Source organism: Janthinobacterium sp. GW823-FHT03B06, from assembly GCF_058796955.1.
The window spans coordinates 449,271-469,272 of the sequence record NZ_JBXAJE010000004.1 but is presented as its reverse complement, the minus strand read 5'-3'; the positions used below and the strand labels follow the sequence as shown (position 1 = coordinate 469,272).

The 20,002-nt window shown below is 61.9% G+C and carries 9 protein-coding genes; 5 read left to right on the top strand and 4 right to left on the bottom strand.

Features of this window, described 5'->3' with window-relative positions:
• Positions 1–396: 396 nt before the first annotated feature.
• Positions 397–3,237, bottom strand: a complete 2,841-nt coding sequence (locus AC1RBA_RS16745; RefSeq protein WP_070291149.1) for a TonB-dependent receptor — start codon at positions 3,235–3,237, stop codon at positions 397–399.
• A gap of 498 nt (positions 3,238–3,735) precedes the next feature.
• Between AC1RBA_RS16745 and aroG the strand changes: the two genes are divergently transcribed.
• On the top strand, positions 3,736–4,800 hold the full coding sequence (aroG, locus tag AC1RBA_RS16740; protein WP_070219338.1) for a 3-deoxy-7-phosphoheptulonate synthase AroG: 1,065 nt from the start codon (positions 3,736–3,738) through the stop codon (positions 4,798–4,800).
• Positions 4,801–4,875: 75 nt separating this feature from the next.
• Here aroG and AC1RBA_RS16735 read toward each other — a convergent pair whose 3' ends face one another.
• From AC1RBA_RS16735 to AC1RBA_RS16725, 3 genes are all read right to left on the bottom strand, one after another.
• Positions 4,876–7,719, bottom strand: coding sequence for a TonB-dependent receptor (locus AC1RBA_RS16735; RefSeq protein ID WP_070291150.1), 2,844 nt, complete (start codon positions 7,717–7,719; stop codon positions 4,876–4,878).
• Positions 7,720–8,075: 356 nt separating this feature from the next.
• Positions 8,076–10,754 (bottom strand): TonB-dependent receptor, encoded by a 2,679-nt coding sequence (locus AC1RBA_RS16730; RefSeq protein WP_492419198.1) that lies wholly within the window; start codon positions 10,752–10,754, stop codon positions 8,076–8,078.
• 178 nt (positions 10,755–10,932) lie between these two features.
• Positions 10,933–13,713 (bottom strand): TonB-dependent receptor, encoded by a 2,781-nt coding sequence (locus AC1RBA_RS16725; protein ID WP_492419196.1) that lies wholly within the window; start codon positions 13,711–13,713, stop codon positions 10,933–10,935.
• Between the two features lie 624 nt (positions 13,714–14,337).
• Between AC1RBA_RS16725 and AC1RBA_RS16720 the strand changes: the two genes are divergently transcribed.
• From AC1RBA_RS16720 to AC1RBA_RS16705, 4 genes are read left to right on the top strand one after another with little or no spacing between them, the layout of a single operon-like run.
• Complete coding sequence (locus tag AC1RBA_RS16720; RefSeq protein WP_492419194.1) at positions 14,338–16,173, top strand: ABC transporter substrate-binding protein; 1,836 nt, start codon at positions 14,338–14,340, stop codon at positions 16,171–16,173.
• 40 nt (positions 16,174–16,213) lie between these two features.
• Entirely contained in the window at positions 16,214–17,152 is a 939-nt protein-coding gene (locus tag AC1RBA_RS16715) for an ABC transporter permease (RefSeq protein ID WP_070219240.1), read from the top strand.
• Positions 17,153–17,161: 9 nt separating this feature from the next.
• Positions 17,162–18,277, top strand: a complete 1,116-nt coding sequence (locus AC1RBA_RS16710; protein ID WP_070219239.1) for an ABC transporter permease — start codon at positions 17,162–17,164, stop codon at positions 18,275–18,277.
• Between the two features lie 9 nt (positions 18,278–18,286).
• Entirely contained in the window at positions 18,287–19,978 is a 1,692-nt protein-coding gene (locus AC1RBA_RS16705) for an ABC transporter ATP-binding protein (protein ID WP_492419192.1), read from the top strand.
• The last annotated feature ends 24 nt before the right edge of the window (positions 19,979–20,002 follow it).

Below are 20,002 nucleotides of genomic sequence, written 5' to 3'. Positions count from 1 at the left end.
GCGTGGCTGCGCCCCGCTAATCCGACCTACCTGCTGTGAGGTCAACGCGATTGTCGGATTACGCCCTCCGGGCTAATCCGACCTACTTTTCCGAGATGGCGCTGGCGTAGGTCGGGTTAGCGCAAGGCGCGTAACCCGACACCATTGCCAGCCGCGTCAACACGGTTGTCGGATGACGCGTGGCTGCGCCCCGCTAATCCGACCTACCTGCTGTGAGGTCAACGCGATTGTCGGATTACGCCCTCCGGGCTAATCCGGCCTACTTTTCCGAGATGGCGCTCGCGTAGATCGGGTTAGCGCAAGGCGCGTAACCCGACACCACTGCCGGCCGCGTCAACACGGTTGTCGGATGACGCGTGGCTGCGCCCCGCTAATCCGGCCTACGCTCCCGATTTTTCAGAACTTGTATTTCACCCCCGCACTGATGAAGCGTCCCGCCGCGCCCGCGTAGTCGAGCGGGTTGTAGCCCGTGGCGCCATACGTCAGCGGGTCGAGCGGGGCGATCTTGTCGAACAGGTTTTGTATCGTCGCAAACACTTCCAGCTTGGGCGTGGCCAGCCAGCGGGCCGTCAGGTCCACCGTGGTGAACGAGGCGATGCGGCAGCCGCGCGGCGCGTCCGTGCCGTCGGCAAAATGCGTGGCGCAGCCGTCCGGGTCATTCTTGAACCGCACGTTGTCGAGCGGGGCGCGGTAGTTGACGTTGGCCGTGACGCGCCAGTTCTGGCGTTCCCAGGTGGCGCCCAGATTGATGCGGTCGTCCGGCGTGCCCATGCAGTTGGACACGTCGCAATTGCCATGCGTGCCGGCGAAATCGCGCTGCGTGCCATCCTGTTCCGTGCGCAGCCATTTGTACAGGTGCGTCCACTTCAGGTCGAACACCAGGTTGCCATAGTCGCTGCCCAGGTTGAAGCGCTGGCGCGCGTCGATATCGATGCCGCGCACCGTCGTTTGCGCCGAATTCACATAGTTGGCCAGCACGGCCGTGATGGCGCCCGGATCGCCGGGAATACCGGTGGCCGTGGACGGGTCGCGCGCCACGTTGCCGGCGGCAATGGCCGCATCCGTCTGCTCCTGGTTGATTTCATTCTTGCGGCGGATTTGCCACAGGTCGACGGAAATGCTGCTGCGCGGCAGCGGGTCCCACACGGCGCCCACGGAATAGCTGCGCGAACGTTCGGGCGACAGGTTCGGATTGGGCGAGGTGATGACGGCGATCGGCGCCGGATCGCAGGCCACTTCCACGCCCAGCGCGCAGCGCAGCGGATCGCTGGCAGTGGAGAACGCGGCCAGGCCGCCGACGCCGTTTTCCGCCGCGCTTGGAGCGCGGAAGCCCTTGGCAAAGGTGCCGCGCAGGGCCAGTTCGCGTATGGGCGTCCATTTCACGCCCACTTTCGGCGTGTAGGAATTGCCCACGTCGGTAAAATGGTCGGCGCGCAGGGCGCCCGACAGTTCCACGGTTTTCAGCACGGGCGCCAGCACTTCGGCATAGATGGCCGAGGCGTTGCGGCTGCCCTTGTAGGCGGAATAGCCGAGGCCAATGATATTGCCCCGTTCCGTGCCCGTGGTGGGTTTGAGTTCCGTCGCTTCGTGACGGAATTCTGCGCCCACGGCCACACCGAGGCCGCCGCCGTCGAGCTTGGCCACCTCGCGGCTGGCCTTGAAGTCGATCTGTGCGATATGCGTCTTGGCGTCGTTCGAGATGCGTGGCGACAGGGCCGCGTACAGCGCGGGCGAATTGAGGCCCGCGTTTTCCGCGATGCGCCACAGGCTGCCCGCCGGCAGGGCCGCATACGCGGGGTTCAGGCTGGCAGCCGCCACATTGGCGGCTGTCGGGTTGAGCAGGGCGAAGGCGACGTCGCGCTGCAGATAGCCGTTCAAGTCGTTCGAGACCTTATTCTGCGAGTACAGCAAGGCGCTGTCGATATCCCAGCCCGCCACGCTACCCTTGATGCCGGCCACGAAGCGCGTGAAGGTGGAGTCGACTTCCGACAGGCGCGGCCCTACGTCGGCCGCCAGGTAGCGCAGCCGCGCCGCCGTGCCGAAATACGGGTTGTCCGGGTGCGCAGCACCGAGCGACACGCCGGCATTGCTGACGGGGCCGCCCGGATAGCCGACCGAACCGCTGACCGTCGAGGGCGTGGTGACGGAATTCGATTCGCTGTGATACACGTTCAATTCGGCATACGTTTGCAAGGCAGGCGTCAGTTGCCAGGCGGCGCGGCCGAAGAAATTAATGTTCTTTTGCTTGGGCTGGATCTGGCCGTATTGCTGCGCGGCATCGGTCAGGCAGCCGCCGCCCGGGTCGCCCTGCGGATGTGTGGTGAAGTTGCCGCAGGCGGCGCCGGGGAAGGTGCGCGTAAAGCCCACGCCGGCCAGGTTGCCGCGGTTGTAGTAGTCGAGCGTGTCGGGATTGCGCACATTGCCGTTGACGGCGCTGCCGGCCGCGTTGTTGGTGGTGATGGCGCCCGCGCCGCTGAGCGACTCCTGCGCGCTGAAGCCCTGGTCGCGCAAGTCGCTGCGGCCGACGGCGCCCCGTCCGGCCCGGTCGCGGTTCCAGATGGCGGCCTTTTCGCTGTACTCGAGGTTCAGCAGCACGTTGTAGCGGTCGCTGTCGATGTCGCCGAAGCCGTGCGTGATGGCGGCGCGCGCGTCGCGCCCGTCCCATTCCTTCGTTTTGCCGTAATTGCCCTTGATGGCCGTGCCCTGGTAGTCGCGCCGCAGGATCACGTTGACCACGCCGGCGATGGCGTCCGAACCGTAGATGGCCGAGGCGCCATCCTTGAGGATTTCCACCCGTTCCACCGCTTCCAGGGGAATGATGTTCAGGTCGGCAAATACCTTCTGGCCATCGTCGGCCAGGCCATATGGCGCCACGCGGCGCCCGTTCAGCAGCACCAGGGTCGAGGCCGTGCCCAGGCCCCGCAGCGACACGCCGGAAGCGCCGGCGGCAAAGCCGTTGCCGAAGGTAGTGGGCACGGAGCCCTGGTTGTCGACGGCCAGGGTCTGCAGCAGTTCGGCCACGCTGGACTTGCCCGATTTTTCAATGTCGGCCGCGTTCAGGGTTTGCACGGCCGACGCCGTTTCCGCCTGCGCGCGGCGGATGTTCGAGCCGGTGATTTCCACGCGGGCAATGGGAGCCGCTTCCTGTGCCAGGACGGGCAGGGCGAGCAGGGCGCTTGCCAGAGCCAGGCCCATGCGTGGCGGTGAAAATGGATGGACAGATTGTTTGTAGATCATGCGAGTCTCCGGAAGGTCAGACAGAAAAAGGTGAGGTACACCTTGCAGTCTTGGCCGTGCGGCCTGGCGGGGATTCGATCTACATCAGTAGTGCGTCGCTTCCCAAGGTGAAAACGGGCTGGCGTGGCGTGCGCGCCACGGCGGCCCCAGCGTTGTTGGCCAGCCGGTGCGGACCTGCAGCGCGCAACTTTTTACGCTTTTTGGCGTGTTTTTCAGTGTGAAACGGCAGCGGCATGCGGCTTTGCCGACAAATACGCTTGCCAACCCTTGCGATTTAGGTTTATAGTCGATCATCACTTAGGGATGACTCGCATGTTCGCTCGCCACTTTTTTACCGCTTATTTTTACTTTAGCAATTCCAACCCCAAAGGCGGTGGAGTAGCGGTCGGTTCACGTAGCAGCAAAAAACGAGACCCCAGCACATTCTAAAAAACCGCCACTGATGGCGGTTTTTTTTTACCCAGATGTTTTACCCATCCTTAAATTTTGGAGAAAATGATGCCCCGCACCGATGATTTGCGAATTCGCGAAATGAAGGAATTGACCCCGCCGTCCCACCTGATCCGCGAATTCGCCTGCTCGGAGCAAGCCGGACAGACCGCCGCCAGCGCCCGTATCGCCCTGCACCGCATTTTGCATGGCCAGGACGACCGCCTGATGGTGGTGATCGGGCCTTGCTCCATCCACGACACCAAGGCGGCGATGGAATATGCGCGCCTGCTGGTCAAGGAGCGCGCGCGTTTCGCGGGCGAACTGGAAATCGTCATGCGCGTCTACTTCGAGAAGCCGCGCACGACGGTGGGCTGGAAGGGCCTGATCAACGATCCGTACATGGACAACAGCTTCCGCATCAACGACGGCTTGCGCATGGCGCGCGAATTGTTACGCGATATCAATGAGCTGGGTTTGCCTGCCGGTACCGAGTTCCTCGACGTCATCAGCCCGCAATACATCGCCGACCTGATCAGCTGGGGCGCCATCGGCGCGCGCACGACGGAGTCGCAGGTGCACCGCGAGCTGGCGTCGGGATTGTCGTGCCCGGTTGGCTTCAAGAATGGCACGGACGGCAATGTGAAGATCGCCGTGGAAGCCATCAAGGCCGCCTCGCAGCCGCACCATTTTCTTTCCGTCACGAAGGGCGGCCACTCGGCCATCGTCTCGACCAACGGCAACGAGGATTGCCATATCATCTTGCGCGGCGGAAAAACGCCGAACTATGACGCGGCCAGCGTGGACGAGGCGTGCAAGGCCATCGCCGCGCAAGGGCTGGCGGCGCGCCTGATGATCGACGCCTCGCATGCGAACAGCTCGAAAAAACCGGAAAACCAGATCCCCGTGTGCGCCGACATCGCTAGCCAGGTGGCGGGCGGCGATGGCCGCATCGTCGGCGTGATGGTGGAATCGCATCTGGTGGCGGGGCGCCAGGATTTGATACCCGGCAAGGAATTGATCTATGGCCAGTCCGTCACGGACGGCTGCATCGACTGGAGCGCCAGCGTGGCCGTGCTGGAAAACCTGGCGGCGGCCGTGAAGCAGCGCCGCTTGCAGGGCGACGCGGACTAACATGGCGCGCAGCATGAAAAAAAGCCCGGAAAGCTAAGCTTTCCGGGCTTTTTCAGTTTTCAGCTGACAGGAAGCTTAGAACTTGTAGGAACCGCTCAGGTAGAACTGGCGGCCCAGGGCGCTCGAGTACGATGGGTTGTAGCCTACTTGATGCGAACCCGTGTTACGCAGGGTGAACGGCGGATTGCGGTCGAACAGGTTCAGGATGCCGCCCGTGATTTCCACGTTCTTCAGCGGACGGTAAGCCGTCTGGAAGTCGAAGGTGGTGTAGCTCGGCACTTCCAGCTGGATGCCATAGCATTCGCCAGGGCTGCCGGCCACGATCACGGCGCAATCGTCAGCCGTCTGTTCCTTGTCCGTGTAGCCGTTGCGGTAGCTGGCGCTTAGCGTATGCGTGAACTTGGCCGTCTCATACGAGGTGGTGGCGCGGATGATGTTGCGGAAGCTGACCTTGTCGTTCGAACCGTAGCGGTTCAGGCTGGTTTCCCATTGATCATCGGTGCCCGGCGTCGTGTAGCGCGAACGCAGCAGGTAGGTACCCATCAGGCGGCTCGTCAGGCGGCCATCCAGCAGCTTCATCTTGTGGGTGAAGTCGTAGTCGATACCGCGGTTTTCCACCTTGCCGATGTTAATCGGCAGCAGCTTGATGGCCAACACGTCCTTGCCCGTCGAGCTGATGTGCTTGGTGGTGAACAGGTTGGCGTACTTGGCAGGATCGTTGAAGATCAGGCCTTCCGAAACCGCCGTGACCTGGTCGCGGATTTCCACGTTCCACAGGTCGAACGACATCGACAGGCTGTCGATCGGCTCGAACACGGTACCGATGCTCCATTGCTTCGACGTTTCCGGCTTCAGGTCCGGGTTGCCGCCCTGGAAGGCTTCGAACTGCTGGCGTCCGACGCCGCTGCAGTAGCCGGCCAGCGGGTGGCCGCCCATGCCGTTCGCTGCCGTCAATGGGCATTGGTAGTTACCGCCCGTGACGCCCCAGTCTTCCAGTGGGCCAGCGATTTCCTGCATGCTGGCGGCGCGGAAGCCGGTACCGGCAGCGGCGCGGAACATCAGGCTCTTGGTGGCGGAATACTTGCCGCTGACTTTCCAGGTGGTGGCGTTTTCTTTCTTGCCTACCGTCTTGCCTGTCAGCTTGTCGTCGATGGATCCGATCTGGTCATAACGCAGCGAGCCGGTCATTTCCAGTTTTTTCGAGATCGGCATCATCAGCTCGGCGTAGGCGCCGGCATTGTCGCGCGCGTATTCGCTGTCGACTTGTGCATTGTCAAACAGGATCTGCGCCTGCCTGGCGACGTCGGCCTGCTTCACCTTGTACGAGGTGTTGCGGTAGTCGGCGCCCACACCCAGCATGGCCGTGCCGCCTGGCAGCGAGAACACAGGGCGCGAAGCGCGGCCGTCGATGCCCTTCATTTCCACGGTTTGCGTGTTGTAGGTGCCGCTGAAGCCCGTGCCCAGCAGGGCCTGGCGCATGGCGTCCGGCATGGAACCGACAGGGTAGGCGAACGGGTCGATATTGCCGGCGGCTACTTGCGCGTCGAATTTGTCGGCCAGCGGGAAGCCGCTGACGTATTTCTGCGTCTGCTTGTTTTTCGAGTACGTCACGGCCGAGTTGATGTCCCACCCGAATGCATTGCCATCGATGCCGGCGACGATGTGAGTGGCCTTGGTGCCGTAGTCGTACACGCGGTTGCCCATTTCCGACAGGCGGTATTTTGCGACGGCGCCCGTGGCGTTGGCCAACTGCGCCGGCGTCAGGTTCGGTGCCAGATATTTGTTGAACAGCGGCGAGCCGACATCGACGGAGAAATCGGCCGGGTACGGCGCGATGCTGGCGACGACGCGCGCTTCGGTGTAGGCGAGGTCATAGAAACCCTGGAAGCCGGTTTTGCCCAGCTTGACGGTGCCCGAGCTGAAGATGGCGTCGCGCTTCGATTCCGGATTGATTTCGATGGTCGATGGCGAATCGAAATAGCAGTTGCCGTCGCCGTAGAAATCCATGTTGCTGGCGGCGCATTTGCCGCCATGGGCCAGGGCGTACGGGTTCAGATTGACGTTGTCGATGAAGGGCTTGTTGGTCTCTGGGTTGATGACCACATTACCGTTCGCATCGGTGCGTTTGTAATCGACCGTGGCATTGCCAGGGGCCGAGCGCGAGGAACCGTTGATGAATTGCAGTGCCTTGCCGGTCTTCGGATCGTTGAAATTGATGATGCCGCTTTTCGCGAAGCTGCGCTGCGATGCCTTCAGCGATTTTTGTTCGTCATGGCTGGCCGACACGAAGATGCTGTAGCCGTCTTCGTCGATATCGCCGAAGCCCTTGCTGATCGAGATCGAGTTGCTGGCGCCGCCTTTTTCTTCAGGACGCGAATACTTGGCATTGATTTCCAGCGGCGATGCGCCTTTTTTCAGGATGAAGTTGACCACGCCGGCGATGGCGTCGGCGCCGTACAGGGCCGAGGCGCCGTCCGTCAGCACTTCCACGCGCTCGATGGCCGACAGGGGGATCGAATTGAGGTCGATGGTGGTGCCGGAATTGGATGGCGCGATACGGCGGCCGTTCAGCAGCACCAGCGTGTAGGCCGCGCCGATATCGTGGATCGAGGCCGTGGTGACGCCGCCGCCGCCGCCGCCCACCGAATCGGCGGCCACGGAGAAGCCCTGCATCGCAGGAATTTGCTGGATGAAATCGGTCACCGTGGTGACGCCGGTTTTCTTGATGTCTTTCTGGTTGAACGACTGCACCGGCAGCGACGCTTCGGAAGCGATGCGCTTGATGCTCGAACCCGTGACTTCCACGCGTTGCATGGTGCCATCTGTTGTTTCTTGTGCGTACGCGGCGTGCATGCTCAGGGCCATGCCGCCTGCAAACATCAGGCGCAGCGACCGCGATATTACATTTTCTATCATCATCTGAAATTCCTTGTTATTGTGATAAAGGCGGCAATTATTTTGAAATAACTTGTTGCTTGCCAACAATTTATTTGCCTTTTTGAAAATCCACCAATGAAAATTCTGTAAATTTTCTGGGCCCTCATCAAAACATTCACGATTCAGATTGTCAATTTCACGCGGACTTTTTGGACGAAATGCAACATTTCCCTGTTTTTTTTGTAATCCTTCAGCAATAAAGTATCGTGAGCCCTTGTCAGCCTTGCTCAGATGCGTAAAATAAAACGGCGCACATCATCGCTGATGGCGCCGCTTTTCTGTTGCTGGCATGCTGTTGCCAGCGCTGCCTGTTTTATCTATTGACCTGAAAATTCCCCTTAAAACGTATAGCTGCCGCGCAAGTACCAGGCGCGCCCGATCGGGTCCGTGTAACGCGGGTCGTAACCTTTCTGGAACAAGGTGCCCTGGTTCGAGAACGGCGGTTCCCTGTCGAACAGGTTTTTCACGCCGGCCGTCAGCAGCAAGCCTTTCCACGCGTAGCTGCCCGACACGTTCAGCAGGCTGTACGACGGCACATCGTGGCGGAACTGCGGATCCACCAGATTCTGATCCGTGTAGCCGGACTTGAACGATTGCGACACGGTGGCGCCCCAGTTGCCCATGCGCCAGTTCAGCGCGGCCGTATGTTTCCAGCGGAACACGGGATTGTTGTCCGCGTAGCGGCCCACGTTGGCAATGAAGGCGCCGCCCCGTTCGTTCTGGTAGTCATACTTGTGGGTCCACGTGCCATCGACCGACACGCTGACATCGCCATACGCGCCACGGGCCAGGCGCGCATTGAGGCTGACGTCGATGCCGTCCGTTTTCACTTCGCCGAGATTGTCGTTCAAGTCCAGGATGGCGTAGGGCGAACCATCGGGATTGCGCAGGAACAAGGCCTTGTATTTCTCGTAGTTGCCGAAGATCGATTGCTCGGGCAAGGACGAAATCTTGTCCTTCAAATGGATGTTCCAGTAATCGATGGCGAGCGTGACTTCCTTGACGGGTTCGAGCACGAGGCCGAGGGCAAAGGTCGTGGATTTTTCCGGTTTCAGCTTTTCATTGCCGCCCTGTAGCTTGAACTGCTGCAAGTCGCAATCGCGCAAGGGGTTGGCACCGGGCTGCGGCACGCCGCCGGGGCACAAAATCGGGTCGTCGTAGGTGTCGTTGGTATCGTTCTTCGACGGCGGCGCATTCTTTTCAAACAGAGTGGGCGCGCGGAAACCCGTGCTGGCCGAGCCGCGCAGCACCAGCGCGCTGCTGGCCTGGTAGCGCAGGGCCAGCTTCGGATTGGTGGTGCTGCCCACGTCGCTGTAATGGTCGAAGCGGGCGGCCAGCTGTACTTCCAAGTCCTTGATCAGCGGCAAGTTGACTTCGCCGAAGACAGCTTCGATGGTACGCGAACCGCTCTTCGACAGCGAGCCGGACAGGCCGGAACTGGCAGCCTGGCCGGCGATGTCGCGGTTGACGTTGAAGTCGGCCTTTTCGCGCCGCGCCTCGCCGCCCAGCGCGATGGCCAGCGGGCCGCCGGCCAGCTGCATCAGTTCGCGGCTGCCCTTGATGTCGAAGCCCGTGGTGGTGACCTTGGCGCTTTGCACTTCGCCGCGCAGTGCCGTGCTGGCCAGGTAAGCCTTGCCGGCCGCATCCTGCTCGCCAAACGGGTTCAGAATGCCGTTCAGCACGCCAGCGGCAAAACCCGCATCCTGCACATAGCCGTTCGTGAATTTTTCCGACGACTTGCTGATGGCATGGCTCAGGCCCGTCTTGTAGTCCCAGCCGGCCAGCTCGCCTTCGAGGGCCAGCACCAGGCGGTCCGCCTTGCCGTCCGAATCGATCTGCCGCTGGCCCGCCTCGACGGGGCGCCAGTTGACGCTCAGCGGCTGGCCCGACAAGCCCGGCTGGGCCGGTACGCCGCCCGCATTGCCCGGATAATATTTGCTGCTGATGGGCAGAATCAGGCCCGTTTGCGGTGGCGGCGCCGTGCGTGCCTTCACCTTGTTTTCCGAATGCAGGTATTCCACCGTGGCCAGGTGGCCGCCGCCCAGCTTGAAGGCGCCCTTGCCGAAGAAGGCTATTTGCTGCTGTGCGGGCAAGTCGTCGATCTGGCGCGTGTAATCCTGGCGGCAGGTGCCGTTCGCCGGCACGGCCGGCACCGACAGCGGCGGCAGGCAGCCGCTGGCCGCGTAGGGGTTGCCGGCCAGGCCATTGCCGCCGTTGGCCGCCGCGTCGAAGTAGTTGCCAGGAAACGTCGTGCCGCTGGTAATGGACAGGCCGCGCGAGGGGACGATGCCGGTGGCTGAAAAGGCGCGGTCCTGCGACGTGAGCACGTTTTGCTTGTGGTAGTCGAGCACGCCGAAGATATTGTAGCCGTCCGTGTCGAGCTTGCCGAAACCCGTCGACAGGTTGATGCGGTGCTCGCCGCCGCCCTTGTGTTCGGGGGCGACCACTTCGGCCGTGATGTTCGTGACGTTGACCGAGCGCTTGGTGATGAAATTGATGACGCCGCCGATGGCGTCCGTGCCATAGATGGCCGAGGCGCCGTCGCGCAGCACTTCGACTCTTTCCAGGGCCGCGATGGGGATGATGTTCAGGTCGACGCTGGCGCCGTCATACGGATGGTTGGCGATGCGCCTGCCGTTGAGCAGGACCAGGGTCTTGTCGCCGCCCAGGCCACGCAAGTCGGCGCTGGCCTGGCCGCCCGTGGGCAAGCCGCTGGTATTGCCGCCGACGGCATTGCCGCTGCCCATGCTGGACGCATTCGAGGGGATCTTGCTGAGAACTTCCTGGGCTGTCGTCAGGCCCTGTTTGGCGAAATCCTCGGCCTTGAAGATGGACAGGGGCGTCGCCGTTTCCGAGACGAGGCGCTTGATCGAGGAACCGGTGACTTCGACGCGCTGCATGGCGGCAGGCTCGCCGGCGGCGCCGGTGTCCTGCGCCATGGCCGCATGGCCATACGCGCCGAGCAGGGCAGCGCACAACAGGCGCAAGGTAGGGGAGGGACTGCGGGTTTGCGTCATCTGACACTCCTGTGGCTTGGTCATGGGCCAAGTGGCCTGCAAGGGAGTTTTACAGGCGCACAGCAGGTAAGGTTTGCGCTGGCGCAATAGGCGTGTGGATGAGTGCCTTGCGCCACAGTCGCGGACGAAAAAAAGGCGGTGATTGCTCACCGCCTTGCGCCAGGATACGGGTGTCAGCTTAGAAGAACTTGTAGCTGGCGCCCAGTTTGAAGTAGCGGCCGATGGCGCCGCTGGCATCCATCGGGTTATAGCTCATGCCGCCGTAGGTCAGCGGGTCGAGCGGCGCGATCTTGTCGGTCACGTTGTTGATCGAGGCAAACAATTGCAACTGTTTGTTGACGTTCCAGCGGCTCGACAGGTCGAGCGTGGTGAACGAAGCGAGCTTGCAACCGTTCGGCGCCGGCGTGCCGTTCGCCAGTTTGGAGGCGCAAGGATCGCCTTCAAACTTGATATTTTTCATATCCGAACGGTAGTTCAGCACGCCGCTGACGTTCCAGTTGCCCAGGTCCCACGAGCCGGTCAGATTGATCTTGTCCTTCGGCGTGCCGGCGCAGTTGGAGGTATCGCAATTGCCATGCGTGCCGGCGAACTGGTAGCGCACGGTGGCCGACTCGGCGCGCACCCACGAGGCGATGTGGGTCCAGGTCAGGCCGAACGTGGCGCGGCCGTAGTCGCCCAGGCGCACGCGCTGCTTGACGTCCAGGTCGATACCCTTGATCTCCGTATAGCTGGAGTTGCGGTACGGCGCCTTGGTGATCAGCAAGGTACCCGTGTTCGGCACCACCACGCCATTGATGGTCAGGTTGTTGTCGGCGCGCACGGCCGTCGGCAGGGCGGCCGCTTCGTTGTACGGCAGCGGGTTGATCTCGTTTTCGCGCTTGATCTTCCAGGCATCGAGCGACAGGCTGGTATCGTTGAACGGATCCCACACGAGGCCCAGGGTGTAGCCCTTGGACTTTTCCGGCTTCAGGCTCGGGTCGCCGATCTTGACGGCCGCCACCTGCAGTTCGCAATCGCTGGCATTGGCGCCCGGCAGGCGGGTGCCGCCCGGGCAGCGCACGGGATCGCTGACGGTCGAGGTGCCCGTCGATTGCGAATTGGAATTGCTTTCCGCCGGTCCTGGCGCGCGGAAGCCTTCCGAATACGTGCCGCGCACGGCGAAGGTTTTCACCGGTGTCCACTTGGCGCCCAGTTTCGGCGTGGTCGACGAGAAACGGTCATATTTGTCGTAACGCAAGGCGCCCGATAGCTCCACCGTCTTGATGACGGGCGCCAGCACTTCGAGGAACACGGCCGAGACCTTGCTGTCGCCCTTGGCCGCCACATAGCTGGAGTTGATGGAACCGTCCTGCGTGCCCGACAGCGAAGGATTGTCGAGCTTGTCGCGGCGGTGTTCCGCGCCCACGGCCAGGCCCAGGGCGCCGCCCGGCAACTGCATCAGCTCGCGCGAGGCCTTGAAGTCGATGATGTCGAGCTTGGTGGTGGAATCGGAGGTGGCGTTCGTCACCATGGCCGCGTACAGCGAGGCGGGATTCTTGCCCGCCTGCGCGCCGATGTAGTACGGGAAATATTGGCTGTTCGGATTGCCCAACGCATCCTTGACGACGGCCATGTTCAGCATATTGCTGTAATCGAGGTGCAGCTTCGATTCCGAGTGCGTATAGCCGGCATCGTAGTCCCAGCCCATGGCGTTGCCCTTGACGCCGAGCACGATGCGGTTGAACTCATTGTTTGCCTGGCGCGTGCTGGCGCCCGCATCGAAAGCCTGGTAGCGCACGCGCACCGGCACGCCATACGGATTTTGCGGATGGTTGGCGGCCAGCACGATGGTGGTGCCGGCGCCGGAACCGTAGTTGACGACGCCAGTCGGGCTGGTGGCGTTCGGCGGGAAGGCGATGGTCGGCGTGATCGAGGGCGGGATCAGGGTGAAGGCCGTATCGCGCTTCGAGTAGCCCGCTTCCGCATACACCTGGGTGTCGGCATTGACTTGCCAGGTGCCGCGCGTGTACAGGTTGATCGATTCGATCTTCGGCTGCATCGAGCGGAACTGGTCGTGGTGCCACAGGCAGCCGCCCTTCGGATCTTGCGGCGAAGACACGGACAGGTTGGCGCAGCCGGGCAGGGACACATAGTTGTTGGTGACGGGGTCGCGGATCAGGCCCGTCGGTGCGGCATTCGCATCGTTGTTGCCATTGATGTAGCCGCCGGCGAACTGGGTGTTGATCGCATAGCCATACGGACGCAGGTCGGCCTTGCCTATCCATTTGCGGCCGGCGCGGTCATTGTTCATCAGCATGTCCGATTTGCTGTACTCGGCATTGAGGACGAAGTTGAATTTATCCGTATCCAGGTTGCCCTTGCCGAAGGTCAGCGAGGCGCGGTGCTGCTTGGCGTCGCTGTCGCCGGAGATGCCCGTGTCGCCTTTCAGGGTCAGGCCTTCGAAGTCCTTGCGCAGGATGATGTTGACGACGCCGGCGATGGCGTCCGCGCCGTAGGTCGACGAGGCGCCGTCCTTGAGGATTTCGATACGCTCGACGATCTGCATCGGCACGGTGGACAGGTCGGTAAAGCTCTTCTGGCCGTCATCGGCGCGCGCGAACGGCGCCATGCGGCGGCCATTGAGCAAGACCAGGGTCGAGGTGGCGCCCAGGCCGCGCAGCGAGATGGCCGTGGAGCCGGCGGCAAAGCCGTTGCCGAAGCCCGTCGGCAGGGAGCCGGCGCCATCGGCGGTCAGGGTTTGCAGGTATTCGGCCACGGTGGCCTTGCCCGATTTCATCAAGTCGTCGCGGGTGATGAGCTGTACCGGCGACGCGGTCTCGGCCGTAGCCCGTTTGATGCTCGAGCCTGTAATTTCCACACGTTGTACATTGGCGTCTTGCGCCATTGCCGGCGCAGCCATCATGCCCAGGCTGAGCGCTGCTACGCTACCCGAAAAAATCAGGCGTACGGAGCGGGACATCACTGTTTCCATCATCATTCTCAGAACTCCGAAAGTATGCTCGGCCGGCCCTTGTGCGGCACAGCTTTGCCAGGGTGATAAAGATTGCTGCGTCGGCAATCGCTATGGATCAAACGGCATATCGTGTGAGCCGTCGTGATCGATAAGACCATTTGTCGAGAAACCTTGTCAACGCACACACACCCGCTTTCAGCATGGAAACAACAGTGTTTTTTATAATGTTGACGTGTTTCAATATTTGCAATTATTTCAATGTTGCACTGCGATGCGCATTTTCCGTACTGCGATAAAAACGGCTGTCATTCGAAGCCGTAAGGGTTACTGCCAGGCCGGTTTTTCATGGCGGCGACCTGTCTTTGTTGCGCTGCGCAAGATTCTCCCGGCGAGGCAGGTGAGCGTGACGCCACGCCACGCCAGTGCTGCGGCTTTTCGCCCGGCGAACGGAATATGCGTTATCGTTACGCCTTTTTCCGGCTCGCCTGCTTGCAGGTCCGGCTGGCGATGAACAAGGCATAGATCTTGCGAGGATGGACTGGTTTTGGCGGTGGAATCCTGTATCCCAGGGGGAAGCCAGTACAAGCGCACCAATACGGTGCGACAGATAATCGAGATGAAGGGTATTACATGAAGTCACCATGGATGCGGCGCGTGGCGCTGCTCGCCTGCCTGGCCACCCTGCCGCTGGCGGCCGTGGCCGTTGACGCCGCCCCCGCGGCCGCGCCGGTCAAAACCTTGCGCTATATCCTGCCGGCCGCCGAGACGGGCTTCGATCCGGCCACCGCGCGCGACCTGTATTCGAACCACATCACGCAGGCCGTCTTCGACACCCTGTACACCTATGACTACCTGGCGCGCCCCGTCAAGGTGGTGCCCGGCGCGGCGGCCGCCATGCCGGAAGTGTCGGCCGACGGCAAGACCTATACCATCCGCCTGAAAAAAGGCATCCTGTACACGCCTGACGCCGCGTTCGGCGGCAAGCGCCGCGAACTGACGATGGCCGACTACGTGTATTCGTGGAAGCGCCTGTTCGATCCGCGCCTGGCGTCGCCGCACAGCTGGCTGTTCGAAGGCAAGGTGGTGGGGCTGGACGACCTGGCCAAGGACGCGGCCAAGTCGAACAAGCTCGATTACAGCAAGAAGGTGGCGGGACTGGAAATCCTCGACCCGTACACCCTGCGCATCTCGCTGACCAAGACCGATTTCAATTTCCCCATGATCCTCGCCTACGTGCCGACGGCCGCCGTGGCGCGCGAAGTGGTGGACAAATACGGCGACGTGAAGGGCGAAGTGGGCTCGAATCCCGTCGGCACCGGCTACTACACCTTGGGCGAATGGACGCGCGGCAACCGCATCGTGTTGAACCGCAATCCGCAGCACTTGTCCGAGACATGGAATTTCATGGCCGGCGACGACCCGGACGACCAGCGCATCGTGCGCCAGATGCAGGGCAAGCGCATTCCCGCCATCGACCGCATCGAAATTTCCGTGATGATCGAAGACCAGTCGCGCTGGCTGTCGTTCCAGAGCGGCGGCACGGACGTGTTCTGGCTCGACGGCCCGCTGGCGCCGAAGGCGTTGCTGAATGGCAAGCTGCGTCCCGAGCTGGCGGAGAAGGGCGTGCAACTGTCGCGCCTGCTGGACCCGGAAATCAGCTATTACTACTGGAATATGGAAGACCCCACGCTCGGTGGCTTCAGCAAGGAAAAGATCGCCCTGCGCCGCGCGATTGCCATGGCGCACAATATCGATGAGGAAATCCGCATCATCTGGAATGGCCAGGCCAAACGCCTCGACTATCCGATCCCGCCCGGCGTGGTCGGCTACGACCCGCACTATAAATCCCTGCTGCAATACGATCCCGTGCTGGCCAACAAATTGCTGGATAAATTCGGCTACAAGAAGGGCGCCGACGGCTGGCGCACCTTGCCGGATGGCAAACCGCTCTTGATCCGCTATGCTTCGCGCAACGAAGCCAACGGCGTGCTGCAGGCGGAAATGTGGCGCAAGACGTACAACTCGCTGGGCATCCGCATGGAAAACGACCGCATGATCTTTTCCGATATCTTGAAGACGGAAAAGCAGTGCAAGATGCAGACGCGCACGGCGCCGTGGCTGGCCGACTATCCGGACGGCGACAATTTCATGCAGCTGTTCTACGGCCCCAACACGCACCAGAACAACAACGGCTGCTACCAGGACCCCGAGTACGATAAATGGTACGCGGCCAGCCAGGCCATGCCGGCCAGCCCCGAGCGCGACGAGCTGTTCCACAAGATGGCGCGCCGCCTGGAAGTCAATGCGGGCGCCCTGATCGGCTATGCGCGCTACCGCAACATGCTGGCGCAAAAGTCGGTGCTCGGTTACAAGAAGCACCCGATCCTGTTCCAGGAATGGGCGTATATGGATATCGACAGCACGGGCGCGCCGGTGGCGCCTGCGGCTGACTCGGCTAAAAAATAAGCGCGGCCGCTTTTAACACCATATACGACAAGGAATCATTATGTTTGCTTATATCCTGCGCCGCTTGTGGCAGATGCTGCCCACCATGCTGGGCGTGGTCCTGCTGGTGTTTATCCTGTTCAACTGGGTGGGCGGCGACCCCGCCTACATCCTGGCCGGTAAGATGTCTAGTGCGGAAAGCATCGCCAACATCCGCCGCCAGCTCGGCGTCGACCAGCCGTACTACGTGCAGCTGTGGATCTTCATCAAGCAGATCGTCACCTTTGATTTCGGCCAGAGCTGGGCGACTGGCGAGTCCGTGTCGCACATCATCACCTCGCGCCTGGGCCCGTCGATGATGGTGCTGATCCCGCTGACCGTGCTGGAAACGTTCTTCGGCGTGGCGCTGGCGCTGGCCATCGCGTTCGTGCGCGGTTCGCTGACGGACCGCATGGTGATGATCGCCTGCACGGTGGGCATGTCGATTTCCATCCTCGTCTACATCATCGTCTTCCAGTACGGCTTTGCCTACAAGCTGGGCCTGTTCCCCGTGCAGGGCTGGGGCGACAGCTTCTGGGAAAACCTGCTGCGCTATTCGACCCTGCCCATCCTGATCGGTCTGGCCGTGTCGATTGCGCCAACGCTGCGCCTGTTCCGCACCTTCGTGCTGGACGAGGCGAACCAGGATTACGTGCGCACGGCGCGCGCCAAGGGCCTCAAGGAAGGCCGCATCATGTGGGTCCACGTGCTGCGCAATGCCGGCATTCCCATCATTACCTATGTGATGTCGAACTTGCCGGCCCTGCTGATCGGCGCTTTCCTGCTCGAGCGTTTCTTCGGCATCCCCGGCATCGGGCGTGAAGTGATTTTGGCCGTCGAGCGCAGCGATTTTCCGGTGATCAAGGCGATCACCGTGTATGTTGCCGCCGCCACCATGCTCTTCAACCTGCTCACCGACCTGCTGTACCAGGCGGTCGATCCTCGCGTACAACTGAAGTAGAAAGAGACGATGTCGAAACCTCATACATCGCCCGGCCTGTGGGCCCTGGCGTGGCGCCGTTTGCGCGGCGACAAGATTGCAATGGTATCGCTGGCCGTGGTCGGCGCATTTTTCCTGCTGGTGCTGGCGTCCGCCAGCGGCCTGGTGGCGGCGAACTGGGAAGACGAAGTGGCCGTCAGCTATGCGCCGCCCACGTTTGTCGGTGCCGACAAGGATGCGGCCGGTGCCGCCGACGGCGCCATTCCCCTGGCCGACGAGCGCAGCGCGCCGACACCCGTCAACGTGCTCGATCCGCTGGCCGACGATATCGCCGAACTGCGCGCCCAGATGGGCAGCAATCCTTCTGCCGGCGTCGAGATGTACGGCGTCACCGACCCGCTGGCCGACGACTTGACGGCCTTGCGCGCCGGCATGGGCAAGACGAAAAAGCTGATCGCGCACAAGGCGGCGACCCTGCCGTTCGGCGCCGACAAGTGGGGCCACGATATCGTGCAGAAAACCATCAAGGGCGGCGAGACGTCGATCGTCGTGGGCCTGGTGGCGGCCTTGCTGGCCGTGGTGCTGGGCACGATCTTTGGCGCCGTGTCCGGCTACTTCGGCGGCATCGTTGATGATTTCTTCAACTGGTTCTACAGCATCTTCACGTCGATCCCGTCGATTTTGATGATCTTGACGGTGGCGGCCGTGCTGCAGCAGAAGGGCGTGCTGACCATCGTGCTGATCCTCGGTTTGACGGGCTGGACGGGGCCATACCGCCTGATCCGCGCCGAATACATCAAGCACAAGGCGCGCGAATACGTGATGGCGGCCGACGCCATCGGCGCCTCGCACTGGCGCAAGATGTTTTCGCACATTTTCCCGAACGTGAGTCACGTTGCTTTGGTGCAAATGTCGATTCTCGTGGTGGGCTTCATCAAGGCGGAAGTGATCTTGAGTTTCCTCGGCTTTGGCGTGCCGGTAGGCACCGTCTCGTGGGGCAGCATGCTCAATGAGGCACAAAATGAACTGATCCTGGGCAAATGGTGGCAGCTGACAGCCGCCGCCACGGCGATGGCCGTGCTGGTGACGGCGTTCTCGCTGTTTACCGATGCCTTGCGCGATGCGCTCGACCCCAAAGTGAAATAGGAGTTGCTCATGGACCAGAATAACCTGTTGGAAGTGCGCGACCTGCGCGTCACCTTCCGCCTGGACAAGAAGACCACGTTCGAAGCCGTCAAGGGCATCTCGTTCAACGTGCCGCGCAACAGCACCGTGGCCCTGGTGGGCGAGTCGGGCAGCGGCAAGTCCGTCAGCTCCCTGGCCGTGATGGGCCTGCTGCCGCCTGACAGCACCATCATCGACAAGCAATCGCGCATCCACTTCGGCGGGCGCGACCTGCTGCAACTGTCGATCGCCGAGCGGCGCACCATGTGCGGCAAGGATATCTCGATGATCTTCCAGGAGCCGATGTCGTCGCTGAACCCCGTCTTCACCGTTGGCTTCCAGATCGCCGAGGTATTGCGCCAGCACATGGGCATGAACCGCAAGCAGGCGCGCGCGCGTACCCTGGCATTGCTGGAGGAAGTGGGCATACCCGACCCCGCCACGAAGATCGACGCCTACCCGAGCCAGATGTCGGGCGGCCAGCAGCAACGCGTGATGATCGCCATGGCGATCGCCTGCGAGCCGAAACTGCTGATCGCGGACGAACCGACGACGGCGCTGGACGTGACGATCCAGAAGCAGATCATGGACCTGATCGCGGCGCTGCAAAAGAAGCACCAGATGTCCGTGCTCTTCATTACCCACGACCTGGGCCTGGTGGGGGAGATCGCCGACCAGGTGATCGTCATGCGCCACGGCGAAGTGCGCGAGACGGGGGAAGTGCGCCAGGTATTCGAAGCGCCGCAAGACAGTTACACGAAAGCGCTGTTGCATTGCCGCCCCTCGCTGGACGAGCGCCCATGGCGCTTGCCCGTCATCGCCGATTATATGGAGGGCAAGGCGGGACCCGGCGTGGAGGTGAAACAGCGCACGCGCGGCTATACGCCGGGGGACGAACCGGTGCTGGTGGTGAATAACCTCAGTAAAAGCTTTTATACGCGCGAGGGCCTGTTCGGCAAGCGCGAATTCCAGGCCGTCAAGGACGTGTCGTTCACTTTGCCGCGCGGAAAAACCCTGGGCGTGGTGGGCGAATCCGGCTCCGGCAAGACGACGGTGGGCCTGACCCTGCTGCGCCTGCACCAGGCCACGGGCGGCACGGCCATGTTCCACGGCAAGGACCTGATTGCCATGCCGAACAAAGAGTATTTGCCCTATAAACGCCGCATCCAGATCATCTTCCAGAATCCGTATGCGTCCTTGAATCCCCGCTTTACGGTGGGGCAGATTTTGCTGGAACCCATGCGCATCCACAAGATCGGCGTCGATGACAAGGAACGCATCGCCAAGGCCTACTGGCTGCTCGATAAAGTCGGCTTGCCGGAACAGGCTTTCCACCGCTATCCGCACGAGTTCTCGGGCGGCCAGCGCCAGCGCATCGCCATTGCCCGTTGCCTGACCATGCAGCCGGAGATTCTGGTGTGCGACGAATCCGTCTCGGCGCTGGACGTGTCCGTGCAGGCGCAGGTGCTCAACCTGCTGCAGGATTTGCAGGATGAATTCGGCCTGTCCTACATCTTCATTTCGCACGACTTATCAGTGGTGAAATACATCGCCGACCAGGTGATGGTGATGCACAAGGGGCAAGTGGTGGAGCTGGCCGATTCGGACGAGCTGTACCGCAATCCCGTGCATCCGTACACGCGCACCCTGTTGAGCGCCATACCGAAGGGCGTGCAGTTGTAGGGGGCTTTTTACGGTAAGATAGCG